This window comes from Halovulum sp. GXIMD14794, assembly GCF_054457455.1.
The window spans coordinates 72,160-87,906 of the sequence record NZ_JBTLNF010000009.1; the positions used below are offsets into that span (position 1 = coordinate 72,160).

A 15,747-nucleotide genomic window follows, 5' to 3' on the forward strand; every position below is an offset into this window, starting at 1 on the left:
AGTGCGATTTTCTGTATGCAATCGTACACAAATTGTTTCGCCCGCCTTGCTAGGCCCCCGTGAAAGGGGATAGAGAGGCGCCGAGCCAGCCTTACACCAGCCATCCAGCCAGAGAGGGGTGTCCAATGCCGATTACCGTCGGGACCGACAGCGCCAACACCCGCCGCACGCTCAGCGTCGGCGGCAAGGAAATCGCCTATTACTCGATTGAAGCCGCCGAGAAGGCCGGCCTGGGCGACTTCAGCCGCCTGCCCGCCGCACTCAAGGTGGTACTGGAGAACATGCTGCGCTTCGAGGACGGCAAGACCGTCTCGACGGACGACATCAAGGCATTCTCGGAGTGGGCCGAAAAGGGCGGCAAAAACCCGCGCGAGATCGCCTATCGTCCGGCCCGCGTGCTGATGCAGGACTTCACCGGCGTTCCCGCTGTGGTCGACCTTGCCGCGATGCGCGACGGCATCGTGGCCCTGGGCGGCGATCCCGAGAAAATCAACCCGCTGAACCCGGTCGACCTGGTCATCGACCACTCGGTGATGATCGACGAGTTCGGCAACCCGCGCGCCTTCCAGATGAACGTGGACCGCGAGTACGAGCGGAACATGGAGCGCTACACCTTCCTCAAGTGGGGGCAGAAGGCGTTCAACAACTTCCGCGTCGTGCCGCCGGGGACCGGCATCTGCCACCAGGTGAACTTGGAATACCTCGCGCAGACCGTCTGGACCGATGCGGACCAGAACGGCGTTGAAGTCGCCTATCCCGATACGCTGGTCGGCACCGACTCGCACACCACCATGGTCAACGGCGCAGCCGTTCTGGGCTGGGGCGTGGGCGGTATCGAGGCTGAGGCCGCCATGCTGGGCCAGCCGATCTCGATGCTTATCCCCGAGGTCGTCGGTTTCGAGCTGACCGGCGCGATGGTCGAGGGCACCACCGGCACCGACCTGGTGCTGAAGGTCGTCGAGATGCTGCGCGAGAAGGGCGTTGTCGGCAAGTTCGTCGAATTCTACGGCGCCGGCCTCGATCACCTGCCGTTGGCGGATCGTGCCACCATTGCCAACATGGCCCCCGAATATGGCGCGACCTGTGGCTTCTTCCCGATCGACGACGAGACGCTGCGCTACCTGCGCAACACCGGCCGCGACGAGGACCGCGTGGCGCTGGTTGAGGCCTATGCCAAGGAGAACGGCTTTTGGCGCGGCGCGGATTATGCCCCGGTCTACACCGACACGCTGCACCTCGACATGGGCACCATCGTGCCCGCGATCTCGGGTCCGAAGCGCCCGCAGGACTACATCGCGCTCGACAATGCCGCCAAGGCGTTCGGCGAGTACGTGAAGGGCCAGCGCGCGGGCAAGGACGCCTCCGAAAGCGCCGAGGTCCGCTGGGAAGGCGAGGGCGGCCAGCCCGAGCCGGTCGACATCCCCGGTGACGAGGGCCACCACAAACGTGGTTTCGTCGCGACCGAGGAGCACGGCTACCAGATGCACGACGGCTCGATCGTGATCGCCTCGATCACCTCGTGCACCAACACCTCGAACCCCTATGTGATGATCGGCGCCGGCCTCGTCGCCCGCAAGGCGCACGAGCTTGGCCTGACCCGCAAGCCCTGGGTGAAGACCTCGCTGGCGCCAGGCTCGCAGGTCGTGTCCGCCTACCTCGAGGCCGCCGGTCTTCAGGACGATCTGGACGCCATCGGCTTCAACCTGGTCGGCTATGGCTGCACCACCTGCATCGGCAACTCGGGCCCGCTGGCGCCCGAGATATCGAAGTGCATCAACGACAACGACCTGATCGGCGTCTCGGTGCTGTCGGGCAACCGCAACTTCGAGGGCCGGATCAGCCCCGACGTGCGCGCCAACTACCTGGCCTCGCCGCCGCTTGTCGTTGCCTACTCGCTGGTGGGCGACATGAACGTCGATATCACCACCGCGTCGCTGGGCAAGGACAAGAACGGAAACGACGTCTACCTCAAGGACATCTGGCCGTCGCAGGCTGAAATCGCGGAACTGGTCGAGAAGACCGTGACGCGCGAGGCCTTCCAGTCCAAGTACGCCGACGTCTTCAAGGGCGACGAGAAGTGGCAGGGCGTCGAGACCACCGACCAGAAGACCTACGACTGGCCGGCTGCCTCGACCTATGTGCAGAACCCGCCGTACTTCCAGGGCATCACGATGGAGACCAAGTCCATCGAGAACATCGAGGGGGCGCGGATGCTGGCCCTTCTGGGTGACATGATCACGACGGACCACATCTCGCCCGCCGGGTCGTTCAAGGACACCACGCCCGCCGGCAAGTACCTGACCGAGCGCCAAGTGCCGGTGCGCGACTTCAACTCCTACGGCTCGCGTCGCGGCAACCACGAGATCATGATGCGCGGCACCTTCGCCAACATCCGCATCAAGAACGAGATGCTGGATGGCGTCGAGGGCGGCTACACCAAGGCTCCGTCGGGCGAGCAGGCGGCGATCTTCGATGCGGCGATGGAGTACCAGAAACAGGGCACCCCGCTGGTCGTGATCGGCGGCGAGCAGTACGGCGCCGGGTCGTCCCGCGACTGGGCGGCGAAGGGCACCGCGCTGCTGGGCGTCAAGGCCGTGATCGCCGAGAGCTTCGAGCGTATCCACCGCTCGAACCTGGTGGGCATGGGTGTGATCCCGTTCGAGTTCACCGGCGGCGACACCCGCAAGACGCTGAACCTGACCGGCGCGGAGACCTTCGACATCAAGGGGCTCGATACCGTCAAGCCGCTGTCGGAAGTGCCCTGCACGATCACCTATGCGGACGGCACTAAGAAGGAGATCACCCTCAAGTGCCGGATCGATACCGCGGTCGAGATCGAGTACATCGAGAACGGCGGCGTGTTGCACTATGTGCTTCGGAACCTGGCCAAGGCGGCCTGATTTACGCCAGCCGAAAGCATCGGAAAGGCCGGGCCTAGCGCCCGGCCTTTTCGTTTTCGGGGCGACGGTTTCATCGTGAAAACTGGCGATTTCATCGTGAAAACCCCCTTAAGCCTTTGATTTTAAAGCGTGTTAGTTCCTTAAAACTTCATGAACGGCGCATTTGGGGCCGGAATCTGTTAGGGTGGCTTTCTGGGAAAGGAGTTTGCGCCATGCCCGAAGCCGCCCGTTTCCACCCGCAGGAGCCCGGCCTTCTCTATCTCGCCGAGGGCGGGACCGAGACCGAGATGATGTACCGCCACGGCCACCCCTTGCGGGAGTTCGCCATGTTCGAGCTGGTCGACGTCGCACAGGCGATGGAGGACCTGCGGGGCATGTACCGCCGCTATCTCGACCAGGCGGCGGAGCACGGATTCGCTGCGCTGATGGCGGGGCTGGACTATCGCGCCAGCCCGGATTGGGGCAGGAAGCTGGGCTATTCCGACGAAGCGCTCGCCGACATGCAGGTTCGCTGCATCGACTTCCTGCGCGAGGTGGCGCGGCCCTACGAGGGGCATCTGCCGCGGATCGCGATCTGCGGCAGCGTCGGGCCACGCGGCGATGCCTATGCGCTGAACCGTGACATCACCGAGGAAAGCGCCGAGGAATACCACGCGACCCAGTTGGAGACCCTGCGCGCCTGTGGCGTCGACCTGGTCTGGGCCGCGACCTTCAACAACATCCCCGAAGCGGTGGGCCTGAGCCGCGCCGCGGCCTCGGCCGGGCTTCCGGTGAACCTGTCGTTCACGCTGACCGGGGACTCGCGCCTGCGCTCGGGGCCGTCGCTGCGCGAGGCGATCGAGGAAACCGACGCTCGGGCCGGAGAGGCGGCGCCGGAGTCCTACGGGATCAACTGCTCGCACCCGCTGGAGTTCGAACCGGCGCTGGAGCCGGGAGACTGGAGCCGGCGGCTTCGCTCTCTGCGGCCGAACGCGGCGAAGATGGAGAAGGTGGCGCTGTGCAAGCTGGGCCATATCGAGGAGGGCGACCCCGAGGAGCTGGCCGCGATGATGGGGGATCTCGCCCGGCGCTATCCGCAGGTCGACATCTGGGGCGGCTGTTGCGGCAGCTGGGACCGGCACCTTGGCCTGATCGCCGAGGCGGTACGGGCGGCGCGGCTGGAGGCTGTCGACTGATCCGGCGGGCGCGGCGCGGCCGGGCCATCGGGGGCCTCCGGCGGGAGTATTTTGGAGGATAGAGAAAGCGGGATCACCGCCGGGCGGACGTCTCGGCGCGCAGTTCGGCGAGAAACTGTTCGGTGCAGGGCAGCATGGTGCGGCCCGCGTGGCGGATCACCCCGGCCTTGCGCGACCAGCCGAGCCAGTCGGCGTTGAGGCGCACCAGCCCCTCGGGCAGGGCGTCAAGCGCGAGGTCCGGCATGATCGAGACCATGTCCGAGCCACGCAGCAGATCGAACACCAGGTGGCGCGAGAGCGCCTCGACGCGCGGCTCGGGCGGTTCGAGGTCGAAATCGGTGAAGGCGTAGCGCACCGTCGGGTCCGGGCTGGGCGGCAGGATCCAACCGTAGTCGTGCAGTTCCGCGCGGCTGGGATCGCGGCCAAGCCGGGTCAACGGGTGATCCTTTCTGGCAATCAGGTACATGCCGACGCGGGCGACCGACTCGCCGACCAGCCCGTCGGGCAAATCGTCGGTGATCCGCCCCAGCATCAGATCGGTGTCGCCGTCGCGCAGGTGCTGGATCAATTCCTCGCGCGGGCCGGTGCGAATGCGGACCTGCACACCCGGCGCGCTGGCGGTCAGGCGCAGGATCACGTTCGGCAGGATGCGCCCCAGCCAGAACTGCCCGACGCCGACCGAGACGGTGCCGGTCAGGCCCTGCTTGCGCGACCGGATCTCGGCTGAGAGGGCCTGCATCTCGTCCTCGACGCGCTCCATTCTGGCGAGGAACAGCTCTCCGAACGGGGTCAGCGTGACGCCGCGCGGGTTGCGGTCGAAGAGCTTGGCGCCCATCAGGTCCTCGACGCGGGAGACGATCTTGGTCAGCGCCGGCTGCGTCAGCCCGAGGCTGCGCGCGGCGCCCGAGATGTTGCCATGCTCGGCGATGGTGCGGACGAGGGCGATGTGCTGGGTTTCCATGCCGCGAGCATAGGCGGGGACGCGGCGGGCGAAAAGCCCGGTATTCCGGTTCGGCATGTGATGCGGCGACAAAGCCGGTAACGGTGGATGGGTCTTGGATCTAGGCTGGAGCCATATCGAAGGAGGATTGTCCGTGCCCGAGCCGCGCCCGCAGAACCTGTTGTTCATCCTGTCCGACGAGCATCACCCTCGGGTGCTGGGCCGCGCCGGGCATCTTGTTCGGACGCCCAACCTGGATGCGCTGGCGGCGCGCGGTACGCGGTTCACCAGCGCCTATTGCAACAGCCCGATCTGCGTGCCCTCGCGCGCCTCGCTGGCGACCGGGCGCTATGTTCACGAGGTCCGCTGCTGGGACAATGCGACCCCCTATACCGGCACGCCGGAAAGCTGGCATGCGGCGCTGGGCCGGCAGGGCGTCGACGTCGGGCTGGTGGGCAAGCTGCATTACCGGGGCGGCGACGACTACGGGTTCTCGGACGAGTTGCTGGCGCTGCATGTCGTTGACGGCAAGGGCGATCTGAAGGCGCTGTTCCGCGAAGAGCTGCCGCCCAAGGCCGGAAATGCCGACATGGCGCGAATGGCGGGGCGCGGGAGCAGCAGCTACTCGGAGTATGACACGCGGATCGCGGCGCGTGCGGCGGAGTGGCTGCGGGCCCGCGCGGCCTCGGGCGATGCGCGGCCTTTTGTGCTCTGCGTGCATTTCGTGATGCCGCATTTCCCGCTGATCGCGCCGGAGGCTTGCTACGACCTTTACGAGGGCGTCCCGCTGGCGGAATTGCGCGCCGGGCTGGATGCGCCGCCCGCGGACCATCCGACGCTGAACCGGATGCGTGGCTTCATGGACTACGACCGGTATTTCGACGACGAGCGGCGGGCCGTCGCACTGCGGGCCTATTTCGGCATGGTGACGCGGATCGACCAGTTGATCGGCGATCTGCTGCGCGTGCTGGAGGAGACCGGGCAGGCGGGCGGCACGCGGGTGCTTTATAGCTCGGATCACGGCGATAACCTTGGCAGCCGGGGGATGTGGGGCAAGTCGGTGATGTACGACGATTCCTGCGGCGTGCCGATGATCCTGACCGGAGCGGATGTGCCCGAGGGTGCAGTCGTTGACACGCCCGTGTCGCTGGTGGACGTGGCGCCGACGGCGGCGCAGGGGACTGGTTGCGCCGGGGACGGGGCCTGGGTCGGGCGGTCGCTGATCGAGTTGGCTCGGGGCGCGGACCCGGACCGGGCGGTATTCGCCGAGTATCACGCGGCCGGCGCGGATACTGGTGTGTTCATGCTGCGCAAGGGGAAGTGGAAGCTGGTGTACTATGTCGGGCAGCGGGCTCAGCTGTTCGATCTGGAGGCGGATCCGGGCGAGCGCGCCGACCTGGGGGCCGATCCCGGGTTCGAACGGGTGCGCGCCGCTATGGAGGCGGAGTTGCGCGCGATCTGCGATCCCGAAGAGGTCAACGCCCGTGCATTCGCCGACCAGGCGCAGGTGATTGCGGCCAATGGCGGGCGCGAGGGGATCCAGGGCAGTGCCGATATCCCGTTCACGCCCGCGCCTGCCTAGCGGGTGAGAAGGCCTCCATCGACCGGGATCGAGGTGCCGTTCAGGAAGGCCGATGCGTCCGACAGCAGGAAGGCGATGATCGAGGCGATGTCGCCGGTCTCGGCGAAGCGGCCGAGGGGGATGCGGGCGAGCATCGGCTCGGACTTGGCCGGGTCGCTCCACGCTTCGGCGGCGAGGTCGGTCCAGGTGACCGTGGGGTTGATGCAGTTGACGCGGATGCCGTGGGGGCCAAGCTCGTTGGCCATGACCCGTGATAGACCGTCGAGCCCGGCTTTCGACGCGCAATAGGCGGCGTGGTCCGCGAATCCCACCAGCGCCGACATGGACGAGACGTTGACGATCGCCCCGCCGCCGCCCGCCGCGATGCGGGCGCGGGCGTATTCCTGCGCGACGATATAGGCGGCGCGGGTGTTGACGGCGTAGACCCGGTCGAACGCCTCGTCGGTCATCTCGAGGAAGGGCTCGAGGATGTTCATGCCCGCGCAGTTGACCAGCAGGTCGGCGGGCAGAGCGTCCTTCGCGGCCCGGCGGGCCTGCGCGGGATCGCCGAGGTCGGCGGCGATGGTGCGCGCACCGGTTTCGGCCGCCAGCGCATCGAGGTCGGCTTGCGTGCGGGCGATGGCGACGATCTGCGCGCCTTGCGCGGCGAGGTGGCGGGCGGTCTCCAGCCCAATTCCCTTGCCGGCGCCGGTGATGATAACTGTCTTGCCGGTGAAGCTCATGTCCGCCGCCGGGTGCCGCTCACGCGGCTCTGGATCAGGATCACCACGAACAGGAAGGCGCCCCGGATCACCATCTGCCAATAGGCCGAGAGGCTGATCGTGCCGCGTCCGTTTTCGAAATTGAGCAGATTGAAGACGAGACCCAGCACCAGCGCCCCCGCCACCGTGGCGGGGACCGAGCCCATGCCGCCCGTTAGCAGCGTGCCGCCGACGACCACCGAGGCGATGGCCGAGAGCTCCCAGCCGATGCCTTCGAGCGGTTGACCCGCGCCATAGCCCGAGGCGAGGAACACGCCCGCAAGCCCGGCGCAGCCGCCAGAGAACATGTAGACGAAGGCCTTGGCGCGGTTCACGCGCAGGCCCATCAGGTCCGAGGCTTCCTCGGAGCCGCCGATGGCCAGGATCGTGCGGCCGAGCGAGGTCTGCTCCAGCAGGATCCAGGCGGCGAGGGTGACTGCGATGACGATCAGGATCGTCCACGGCAGCAGGCCAAAGGCGCTGCCCATGCCCATCTTGGTGAAGTTCGACGTCCAGTCGACCGAGATCGTCTGCGCCCCGGACAGCACCAGCGCACCGCCTTTGGCGCCCAGCATCGCCGCGAGTGTCGCGATAAAGGGTGGCACCCTGAGCACGATGATGATGAAGGCGTTCACCGCGCCGATGGCGACACCGGCCGCCACGCCTGCGGGCAGGGCGATCTGGATGCCGTAGGGCGACATGTAGGCCGCGACGACCGAGGTGAAGGCCGCGACCGATCCGACCGAAAGGTCGATGCCGCCGGTCATGATGACGAAGCACATGCCGATGGCGATCAGCACGAACATCGAGTTGTAGTTCAGGAACGAGACGATGTTGTAGCTGCCGCCGAAGTTCTCGTAGCGGAACAGGCCGAAGGCGATCAGCAGGGCCAGCGCGATCCAGATGCCGATGGATTGCGGGTTGCGGCCTATATGGCGGCGCAGGTCGATGGCGTAAGCGTCCATGTCAGTCCCTTCCGGCCTGCTGGATGGCGACGGCGGCGACGATGATCGCGGCCTTGGCGATCAGCGCGACCTCGTCCTCGACCCCGTTGGCGAGCAGGGTGTATTTCACCAGCTGGATGATGACCGCGCCCAGCACCGCACCGAAGATCGGCGCGCGGCCGCCCTGAAGCACCGCGCCTCCGACGACGGCGGCGGCGATGGCGTCAAGCTCCATCAGGTTGCCGTTGCGCCCCGCGTCCGAGGCCGAGTTGATCGCGACCACGATCAGCCCCGCCAGCCCGGCGAGGGTGGCGCAGAGCATGTAGGCGCCGATCTTGACGCGGCGCACCGGGGAGCCGGACAGTTTCGCCGCCTTCTCGTTGCCGCCGATGGCCAGCAGGTAGCGTCCGAAGAGCGTGCGGTTCACGGCCCAGAACACGGCGATGGCGATGACCAGCGTCAGCCAGCCCTGAAAGGGCAGGCCGAGGATCCGCCCGGTTCCGAGGTAGTCGAACATCGGGTTGGAAAAGGTCTGCAGGTTGCCGTTGGTCAGCACTTGCGCGACGCCCCGCCCCGAGATGAACAGGATCAACGTCGCGATGATCGGCTGCACGCCGACATAGCTGACCAGCGCGCCGTTCATCGCGCCGCACGCTGCGGCGACCAGCAGCGGGATCAGGATTGCGGCGGCGACGCCCAGCACCGGGTAGGCGAGGCCGAAGCTGGACCCGAAGATCAGCGGGGCGAGCGCGCCGGCCAGCGCCATGACCGCGCCGACGCTGAGGTCGATCCCGCCGGTAGCGATCACGACCGTCATGCCGATGGCGACGATGGCGATGGTCGCGACCTGGCTGATGTTCACGAACAGCGTCTGCAGTTCCAGGAAGTTGGGCGTTACCGCGATGTTGAAGACCAGCAGCACGGCCAGCGCGATCAGCCCGGCGTTGTTGCGCAGCCATGGGCCCGAGAACACGGGGCTTCGGCGCGCGGCGGGGCCGGGGGCGGCTTCGATGCTCATTGCGCGGGCTCCTCTGCGGGATCCGTTTCGGGGTCGTAGTGGTGGGCGATGGCGTGGACCAGCTCGTTCTCGGTCAGGCCGGGGTTCTCGAGCACGGCGACCGAGCGGCCCTCTTGCAGGACCACGATGCGGTCGGCGCCCTCGATCAGTTCCTCGAACTCGGACGAGATCAGCAGCACGCCGCGGCCCTGTTCGACGAATTCGCGGATGATCGCCTGGATCTCCAGTTTCGCGCCCACGTCCACGCCGCGCGTGGGTTCATCGAGGATCAGCAGGTCCGGCTCGGTCGCCAGCCAGCGGGCGAACAGCACCTTCTGCTGGTTGCCGCCCGACAGTTCCTTGATTGGCTGCTCCATGTCGGCGGTCTTGATGCCGAGCGTCTCGATGAAGCGGGCGACGATCTCGCGTTCCTGCGCGCGGTCTATGGTGACGCCGTTGGTCAGTTTGGGCAGCAGCGCGAGCGTCAGGTTCTCGCGCACGGACATGTCCGGGATGATGCCCTCGGCCTTCCGGTCCTCGGTCAGGAAGCCCATGTGCGCGGCGATGGCCTTGGCGGGGGCGGCGGGGGGCTGGTCGGTGCCCTTCACGCGCACCTCTCCGGCGGTCAGCGGGTCGATCCCGAAGAGCGCGCGTGCGGCCTCGGTCCGGCCCGAGCCGAGCAGCCCGCCAAGCGCGACGATCTCTCCCCGGCGCACGTCGAGGTCGACGCGGCGCAGGCGCGGACCCGAGGCGATGCCCTTGGCCTCGATCAGCGTCTCGCCCAGTTCCAGCGCCTGGCCGCCGAGGTCGGTCAGACCCGAGGCGCGGACGTCCTCGATCTTGCGGCCCAGCATGTCGGCGATCAGCTCGATCTTGCTGGTGGTGCCGAGGTCGCGGCAGGCCACGTCGCGTCCATCGCGCATGACCGTGACGCGGTCGCAGACGCGGAACAGCTCGTCCAGGAAATGCGAGACGTAAAGGACCGAAACGCCCGAGGTCTTGAGGTCGTGGATCACCGAAAACAGCACCTCGGTCTCGCGTTCGTCGAGCGAGGAAGTCGGCTCGTCCATGATGACCAGTTTCGCATCCAGCGAGACCGCGCGGGCGATGGCGACAAGCTGCTGGATGGCGGTGGAATAGCTGCCCAATTGGGCGGTCACGTCGATGTCTATGCCGAAGCGGGCGAGGATCTCGCGGGTGCGCCGGTTCGCCTCGGGCCAGTGGACGAGCCCGCCCCAGCGGCGCGGCTCGTAGCCCATGACGACGTTTTCGGTGACGCTGCGCTGCGGGACCAGGTTCAGTTCCTGGTAGATGGTCGAGATGCCGTTCTCCTGCGCCTCACGCGTGCCGGAGATGGTCGAGGGCTGACCGCGGAAGGTGATCTGCCCGCCGTCGCGGCGGTAGACGCCGGTCAGGATCTTGATGAGCGTGGATTTGCCCGCGCCGTTCTGGCCGATCAGCGCGTGGACCTCGCCCTCGGCGACGGAAAGGTTCGCGTCGGCAAGCGCGGTCACGCCGGCGAACGCCTTGGTGACGTTCTGAATGTCGAGTAGGGGCCGCATCTGGGTCCTGGTGGCGGGCGCGCGAGAGGCCGCGCGCCCGGCCGTGCCTCAGTAGGCTTCGTCGATGTGGTCGGCGGCGTTTTCGGCCGTGAAGATCCGGTCCTCGACCTTCACCCAGGGCTCGATCTCCTCGCCGGCGGCGTAGCGCTTCATCACGTCACAGGCGAGCGGGCCGAAGAAGGGCGAGCTTTCGACCGTGACGCCCATCTTGCCGTCGATGATCGCCTGCAGCGCGTCGCGGGTGCCGTCGATCGAGACGATTGTTACGTCCTCGCCGGGCTTGCGGCCGGCAAGCTCCAGCGCCTGGATCGCGCCGATCGCCATCTCGTCGTTGTGGGCATAGACCACGTTCACGTCCGGGTGCGCCTGAAGCAGCGTCTCCATGACCTGACGGCCCAGGTCGCGGGCAAAGTCGCCGGACTGGCTGGCGACGATCTCGAACCGGTCATCCTGCAGGATGCGGTCGTCGAAGCCCTTCTTGCGGTCGTTCGCGGGCGAGGAGCCGGTGGTGCCCTCAAGCTCGACGATCACGCCCTTGTCGCCCTCGAAGTTCTCGATCAGCCACTCGGCGGCGCGGTTGCCCTGCTCGATGAAGTCCGAGCCGAGGAAGGCGATGTAGTGCGTGCCCGCCTGCGCCACCGCCGGATCGACCGAGCGGTCGACGAGGAAGGTCGGGATGCCGGCGGCCTTGGCCTTCATCACGGCGGGGATCAGCGGCTTTTCCTCGCGCGGGGGCAGGAACAGCACGTCGATGCCCTGCGCGATCATCGAGTCCACGTCGGCGACCTGCTTGGCGGCCGACCCGGCGGCGTCGGTCGCGATCAGGTCCCAGCCGCAGCTTTCGGCGGTGTCGTGGAACGACTTGGTCTCGGCGATGCGCCAGGGGTTGTTCGATTCCATCTGGCTGAAGCCGACCTTGTAGCGCTCTTTCTGCTCCAGCTTGGGCATGTCCTGCGCCAGGGCGCCGCCGGAAATCGACAGCGCCGCGACGGCTGCAGTGATCTTGAGAATGTTCATCCGTTTCCTCCGCATGTGGTGCCCGGCTTGCGCGGGCCTGGTCTGGTTCTCCCGCCCCTCGGGAAAGGGGCTTGCGGCGGGGTTTGCCCCGCTTCTGGGCGTACGCTAACGCGGCTTTCGCAGGCGCATGGTGCCGGCTTTGTAACAAATTGCTGCACGGCGCTGTCTGGAAATGTATTGTTACACCAAAATCGCCGGATACAGGCGAGTTGGGGAGAAAAGCGACCGATGACAGGGACTTGCCATATCCTGATCGTGGACGATGAGCTGGAGATCCAGCGCCTGACCAAGCGTTTCCTCGGTCAGTACGACCTTCGGGTGAGCGTCGCCGGCAGCGGAGACGAGGCGCTCAGGGCGCTTCAGGAATGGAACATCGACCTTGTGGTTCTGGACATCATGCTGCCCGGCATGGACGGGTTCGAGACCTGCCGCATGATCCGCCGCACCTCGCGGGTGCCGATCATCATGGTGACGGCGGTGCGCGACGACGCCGACCGGATCATGGGGCTGGAACTGGGCGCCGACGACTACATGACCAAGCCGTTCAACCCGCGCGAGTTGGTCGCCCGGATCCGCGCGGTGCTGCGCCGCGCCGCCGACCGGGCGCAGGGCGGCGAGGTCTCGGGCACGCGCGTCGGTTTCGACGGCTGGGCGCTGGATCTGGAGCGGCGCGAGCTGCGCGCCCCCGACGGCAGCCTCGTGACCCTGTCTTCAGGCGAGTTCTCGATGCTGCAGGCGTTCATCCGAAACCCGATGACCCCGCTCAGGCGGGAACAGCTTTGCGACATGGTGCAGGGCCGTGAGCCGGGCGCCTTCGACCGCTCGGTCGACGTGCAGGTCAGCCGGCTGCGCCGCAAGGTCGAGGCCGATCCGAACCACCCGGCGCTGATCAAGACGATCCGCAACGTTGGCTACCAGTTCTGCGCCGAGGTGCAGCCGATCGCCGAGTCCGGCACCCGGTGAGGCTGCGCCATCGCCTGATGCTGCTGGCCGCGCTGGCGGCGCTCTGCGGGGCGCTTGCGGCGGGAGCCGGGGCCTGGGCCTATGGCGAACGCCGCGAGGCGCGGCTGCTGGCAGCGGTCGCCGGTGCGGAACTGGCGCGCCTGTTGGCCGAGCCGGGGGCGGCGACGCGGGTGATCCGCGAGGCTCCGCCTGCGCTGCATGATGGCACGCAGGACATTCCCCTGCCGTTGGCCCGCGAGGGCGGCGACTGGCCCGCGCAGGTCATCGTGCACGGCGCGGCGCTGCCCGAGCCGGTGTTGCAAGCGCTGCACGCGCTGTCACGGCCTCAGGAATACTTCTCGGAGATCTCATTGGCGCTGGCGCTGATCCGCCGCGATGCCTCGCTGGAGGTCGATGGCCGGGTTTTTGTCGCGCCGTCGCTCTGGCGGGCGCGGCCCGATCCGCGCGCGTTGGCGGTGGGCCTCGGGGCCGGGGCGCTGGCGCTGGCGGCGCTGCTTGCTGGGGCGTCGCTCTGGCTTGCCCGACCGGTCGAGGCGCTGGCCGGTCCGGTGGACGGCCCGTTGCCGCCCGGCGACGAGGCGCGGCGCATCGCCCGCCGGATCGAGGAGGTCCGTGCCGAGGTCGACGAGCGCGACCGGCAGCAGCTGCAACTGGTCGCCGCCATGTCGCATGACTTGCACACGCCCTTCACGCGGCTGCGGTTGAAGGCCGAGTTCCTTTCGGCACCCGAGCGCGACTCGATGCTGGGCGATCTCGACGAGATCGACACGATGCTGACCGAGACCCTGCGCCTGCTGCGCGGCGAGGATGCGCGCGAGCCGGCGGTGATGGTCGACATGACCTCGATGGTCGAGACGGTCTGCGACGAGTTGCAGGACATGGGCCAGCCGGTGACCTGGCACCCGCCGCCGCCGCGCGCGGTGCGCGACGTGGAAAGCCTTACGGCGGGCGCGACGGTCGAGCCCGGGCCCGTCCGCCGCGTCAGCCTGCATGGTCGCCCGGTCGCGTTGCGCCGCGCGGTGGTCAACCTGATCCAGAACGCGATCAAGTACGGTGGCAGTGCCGATGTGTTCCTGACCGAAAGCCACAAGGCGGTGCGGGTCGAAGTCATCGACCGCGGCCCCGGTATCGCCGTGCAGGACTGGGAGCGGGTCAAGCAGCCCTTCGTGCGGCTGGAGAAATCCCGCGACCGCCGCGCCGGGGGCTCGGGTCTTGGCCTGGCCGTGGTCGCCTCGGTCGCCGAGGCGCATGGCGGCACGCTGACTTTTCACCGCGTCCGGCACGGGTTCATGGTGCGCCTGTCGCTCCCCCGTGAGGCCGGCTAGGCGCCGTGTGTCAGCCGCCGCAGGACTTGATGGCGTCGCGGTGGGCGCGCCCGACGGTGTTCATGCGGGAGGTCAGACCGCTCGACACGCCGCGCGCCTCGCCGACCTTGTCGGCGGCGGCGTCCCAGGCGTCGGCCCAGGGCGTACCGGAGGCATAGCGGCCGACGAATTCCATGCCGATCGCGCTGTAGATCTCGAGATCCCCGGCGTCGACGTCCGCTGCAAGCGCTTCGTCGGCGCAGCGGCAGATTTCGGGCGTTTCGCGCGCGGCGCAGATCGCGAATGAACCGCTTTCGATCTCCTGCGCGGTCGCAAGGGCGGGAAGTGCCGTGCAGGCAAGAGCGATCAGGTAAGTGGAGTGTCTGGTCATATTGAAATCCCGAGCATGAAATGTCGGGGCAGGGTGCATGCAGACGCTGGTTGGATCAACCGCGCCGTTCCGATTGGGCGGCGCGGTCGGGACTGTCGTCAAGCCGCCAGCATGTTCAGCGCGGCTTCGGCGGCTTCTTTCGTGCTGGCAGTGCCGCCGAGGTCGCGGGTCGGGGCGGCGCCGGTCTCGACCGCGCGCTCGACCGCCTCGCGCAGGCGGGTGCCGTCGCGGCGCATGGCCTCGATCCCGTGGCTGACGCCCAGCCAGTCCAGCATCATCGCCGCTGACAGGATCATCGCCTGCGGGTTGGCGACGCCCTGGCCTGCGATATCCGGGGCCGAGCCGTGGCAGGGCTGGAACACCGCGTGCTCGTCGCCCACGTCCGCCGAGGGGGCCAGGCCCAGCCCGCCCATCAGCCCCGCGCCGAGGTCCGACAGGATATCGCCGAACATGTTCTCGGTCACCATGACGTCGAACTCCCACGGCTTCTGCACCATCCACAGGGCCATCGCGTCGACATAGGCGTGATCGGCGGTCAGATCGGGGTATTTCGCCGCCTGCTCGTCGAAGATCTTGCGGAAATAGGCGAAGGCGCGGAAGACGTTGGCCTTGTCCACGCAGGTCACGCGGCCCTTGCCCCGGCCCGCGTCTCGGCGCTGGCGGGCGTGCTTGAAGGCGAAGCGGAACAGCTTCTCCGAGGTTTTCCGGGTGATGCGCAGCGTCTCGCGCGCGTCCTCGTCCGTCACCTCGCCCTTGTTCATCGACCAGAACAGGCCCTCGGTGCTTTCGCGGATCAGCATGAAGTCGATCTCACGCCCCTCGGGGATCTTGAGCGGGCTGTCCTGGCCCGGCGCGACGCGTACCGGTCGCAGTCCGGCGTAGAGGTCGAGGGCGAAGCGCAGCTCGATCTGGGGCGAGATTTCTGTCCCATCAGGGTAGCGCACGCTGGGCAGGCCCATCGCCGACAGCAGGATCGCATCCGCCGCGCGCGCCTTGCGCAGCGCATCCTCGGGCAACGACTCGCCGGTCTTTGCGTAATGCGCGGCACCTGCGGGAAGTGTTGCGAAATCAAGCGCGTAAGCGTCACTGCGTTGCGATATCGCCTGCAGGATGCCCACCGTCGGTTCCATGATCTCGGGGCCGATTCCGTCGCCCTCGAATACCGCGATGTTGAACGTCTTGACCATGCTGCATCCCGTTTGTGCCGTTGACAGGTTATCCCTTAACGTATA

13 protein-coding genes are annotated in these 15,747 nt (G+C 67.6%); 5 read left to right on the top strand and 8 right to left on the bottom strand.

Annotation, left to right across the window (positions count from 1 at the left end):
- Positions 1 to 125: 125 nt before the first annotated feature.
- Together acnA and ACW9UR_RS21105 are read left to right on the top strand one after the other, a co-directional pair.
- Positions 126 to 2,900 (top strand): aconitate hydratase AcnA, encoded by a 2,775-nt coding sequence (gene acnA, locus ACW9UR_RS21100; RefSeq protein WP_458919045.1) that lies wholly within the window; start codon positions 126 to 128, stop codon positions 2,898 to 2,900.
- Between the two features lie 212 nt (positions 2,901 to 3,112).
- Positions 3,113 to 4,075: a homocysteine S-methyltransferase family protein gene (locus ACW9UR_RS21105; RefSeq protein ID WP_458919046.1), complete on the top strand. Its 963-nt coding sequence runs from the start codon at positions 3,113 to 3,115 to the stop codon at positions 4,073 to 4,075.
- A gap of 73 nt (positions 4,076 to 4,148) precedes the next feature.
- On the opposite strand, the gene ACW9UR_RS21110 is transcribed toward ACW9UR_RS21105, so the two are convergent.
- Entirely contained in the window at positions 4,149 to 5,093 is a 945-nt protein-coding gene (locus tag ACW9UR_RS21110; protein ID WP_458919047.1) for a LysR family transcriptional regulator, read from the bottom strand.
- A gap of 76 nt (positions 5,094 to 5,169) precedes the next feature.
- Between ACW9UR_RS21110 and ACW9UR_RS21115 the strand changes: the two genes are divergently transcribed.
- Positions 5,170 to 6,597, top strand: coding sequence for a sulfatase-like hydrolase/transferase (locus ACW9UR_RS21115; protein ID WP_458919048.1), 1,428 nt, complete (start codon positions 5,170 to 5,172; stop codon positions 6,595 to 6,597).
- Here ACW9UR_RS21115 and ACW9UR_RS21120 read toward each other — a convergent pair.
- From ACW9UR_RS21120 to ACW9UR_RS21140, 5 genes are read right to left on the bottom strand one after another with little or no spacing between them, the layout of a single operon-like run.
- Positions 6,594 to 7,319, bottom strand: coding sequence for an SDR family oxidoreductase (locus ACW9UR_RS21120; RefSeq protein ID WP_458919049.1), 726 nt, complete (start codon positions 7,317 to 7,319; stop codon positions 6,594 to 6,596). The two genes, ACW9UR_RS21115 and ACW9UR_RS21120, sit on opposite strands and share 4 nt — an antisense overlap.
- Positions 7,316 to 8,302, bottom strand: coding sequence for an ABC transporter permease (locus ACW9UR_RS21125; RefSeq protein WP_458919050.1), 987 nt, complete (start codon positions 8,300 to 8,302; stop codon positions 7,316 to 7,318). The genes ACW9UR_RS21120 and ACW9UR_RS21125 overlap by 4 nt, the downstream gene beginning before the upstream one ends.
- A gap of 1 nt (position 8,303) precedes the next feature.
- Positions 8,304 to 9,299 carry an ABC transporter permease gene (locus tag ACW9UR_RS21130; protein WP_458919051.1) on the bottom strand — a complete coding sequence of 332 codons (996 nt, stop codon included), beginning with the start codon at positions 9,297 to 9,299 and terminating at the stop codon, positions 8,304 to 8,306.
- On the bottom strand, positions 9,296 to 10,840 hold the full coding sequence (locus ACW9UR_RS21135; protein ID WP_458919052.1) for a sugar ABC transporter ATP-binding protein: 1,545 nt from the start codon (positions 10,838 to 10,840) through the stop codon (positions 9,296 to 9,298). The genes ACW9UR_RS21130 and ACW9UR_RS21135 overlap by 4 nt, the downstream gene beginning before the upstream one ends.
- 48 nt (positions 10,841 to 10,888) lie before the next feature.
- Positions 10,889 to 11,857 carry an ABC transporter substrate-binding protein gene (locus ACW9UR_RS21140; protein ID WP_458919053.1) on the bottom strand — a complete coding sequence of 323 codons (969 nt, stop codon included), beginning with the start codon at positions 11,855 to 11,857 and terminating at the stop codon, positions 10,889 to 10,891.
- A gap of 228 nt (positions 11,858 to 12,085) precedes the next feature.
- Here ACW9UR_RS21140 and ACW9UR_RS21145 point away from each other — a divergent pair, with 228 nt between their 5' ends.
- Positions 12,086 to 12,820, top strand: a complete 735-nt coding sequence (locus ACW9UR_RS21145; RefSeq protein ID WP_458919054.1) for a response regulator — start codon at positions 12,086 to 12,088, stop codon at positions 12,818 to 12,820.
- Positions 12,817 to 14,145 carry a sensor histidine kinase gene (locus ACW9UR_RS21150; RefSeq protein WP_458919055.1) on the top strand — a complete coding sequence of 443 codons (1,329 nt, stop codon included), beginning with the start codon at positions 12,817 to 12,819 and terminating at the stop codon, positions 14,143 to 14,145. Before ACW9UR_RS21145 ends, ACW9UR_RS21150 begins: the two co-directional genes overlap by 4 nt.
- A gap of 10 nt (positions 14,146 to 14,155) precedes the next feature.
- Here the strand turns inward: ACW9UR_RS21150 and ACW9UR_RS21155 are convergent, their stop codons facing one another.
- On the bottom strand, positions 14,156 to 14,515 hold the full coding sequence (locus ACW9UR_RS21155) for a hypothetical protein (protein ID WP_458919056.1): 360 nt from the start codon (positions 14,513 to 14,515) through the stop codon (positions 14,156 to 14,158).
- A 98-nt stretch (positions 14,516 to 14,613) separates the two neighbouring features.
- Positions 14,614 to 15,702, bottom strand: a complete 1,089-nt coding sequence (locus tag ACW9UR_RS21160) for an isocitrate/isopropylmalate dehydrogenase family protein (protein ID WP_458919057.1) — start codon at positions 15,700 to 15,702, stop codon at positions 14,614 to 14,616.
- Positions 15,703 to 15,747 lie beyond the last annotated feature (45 nt).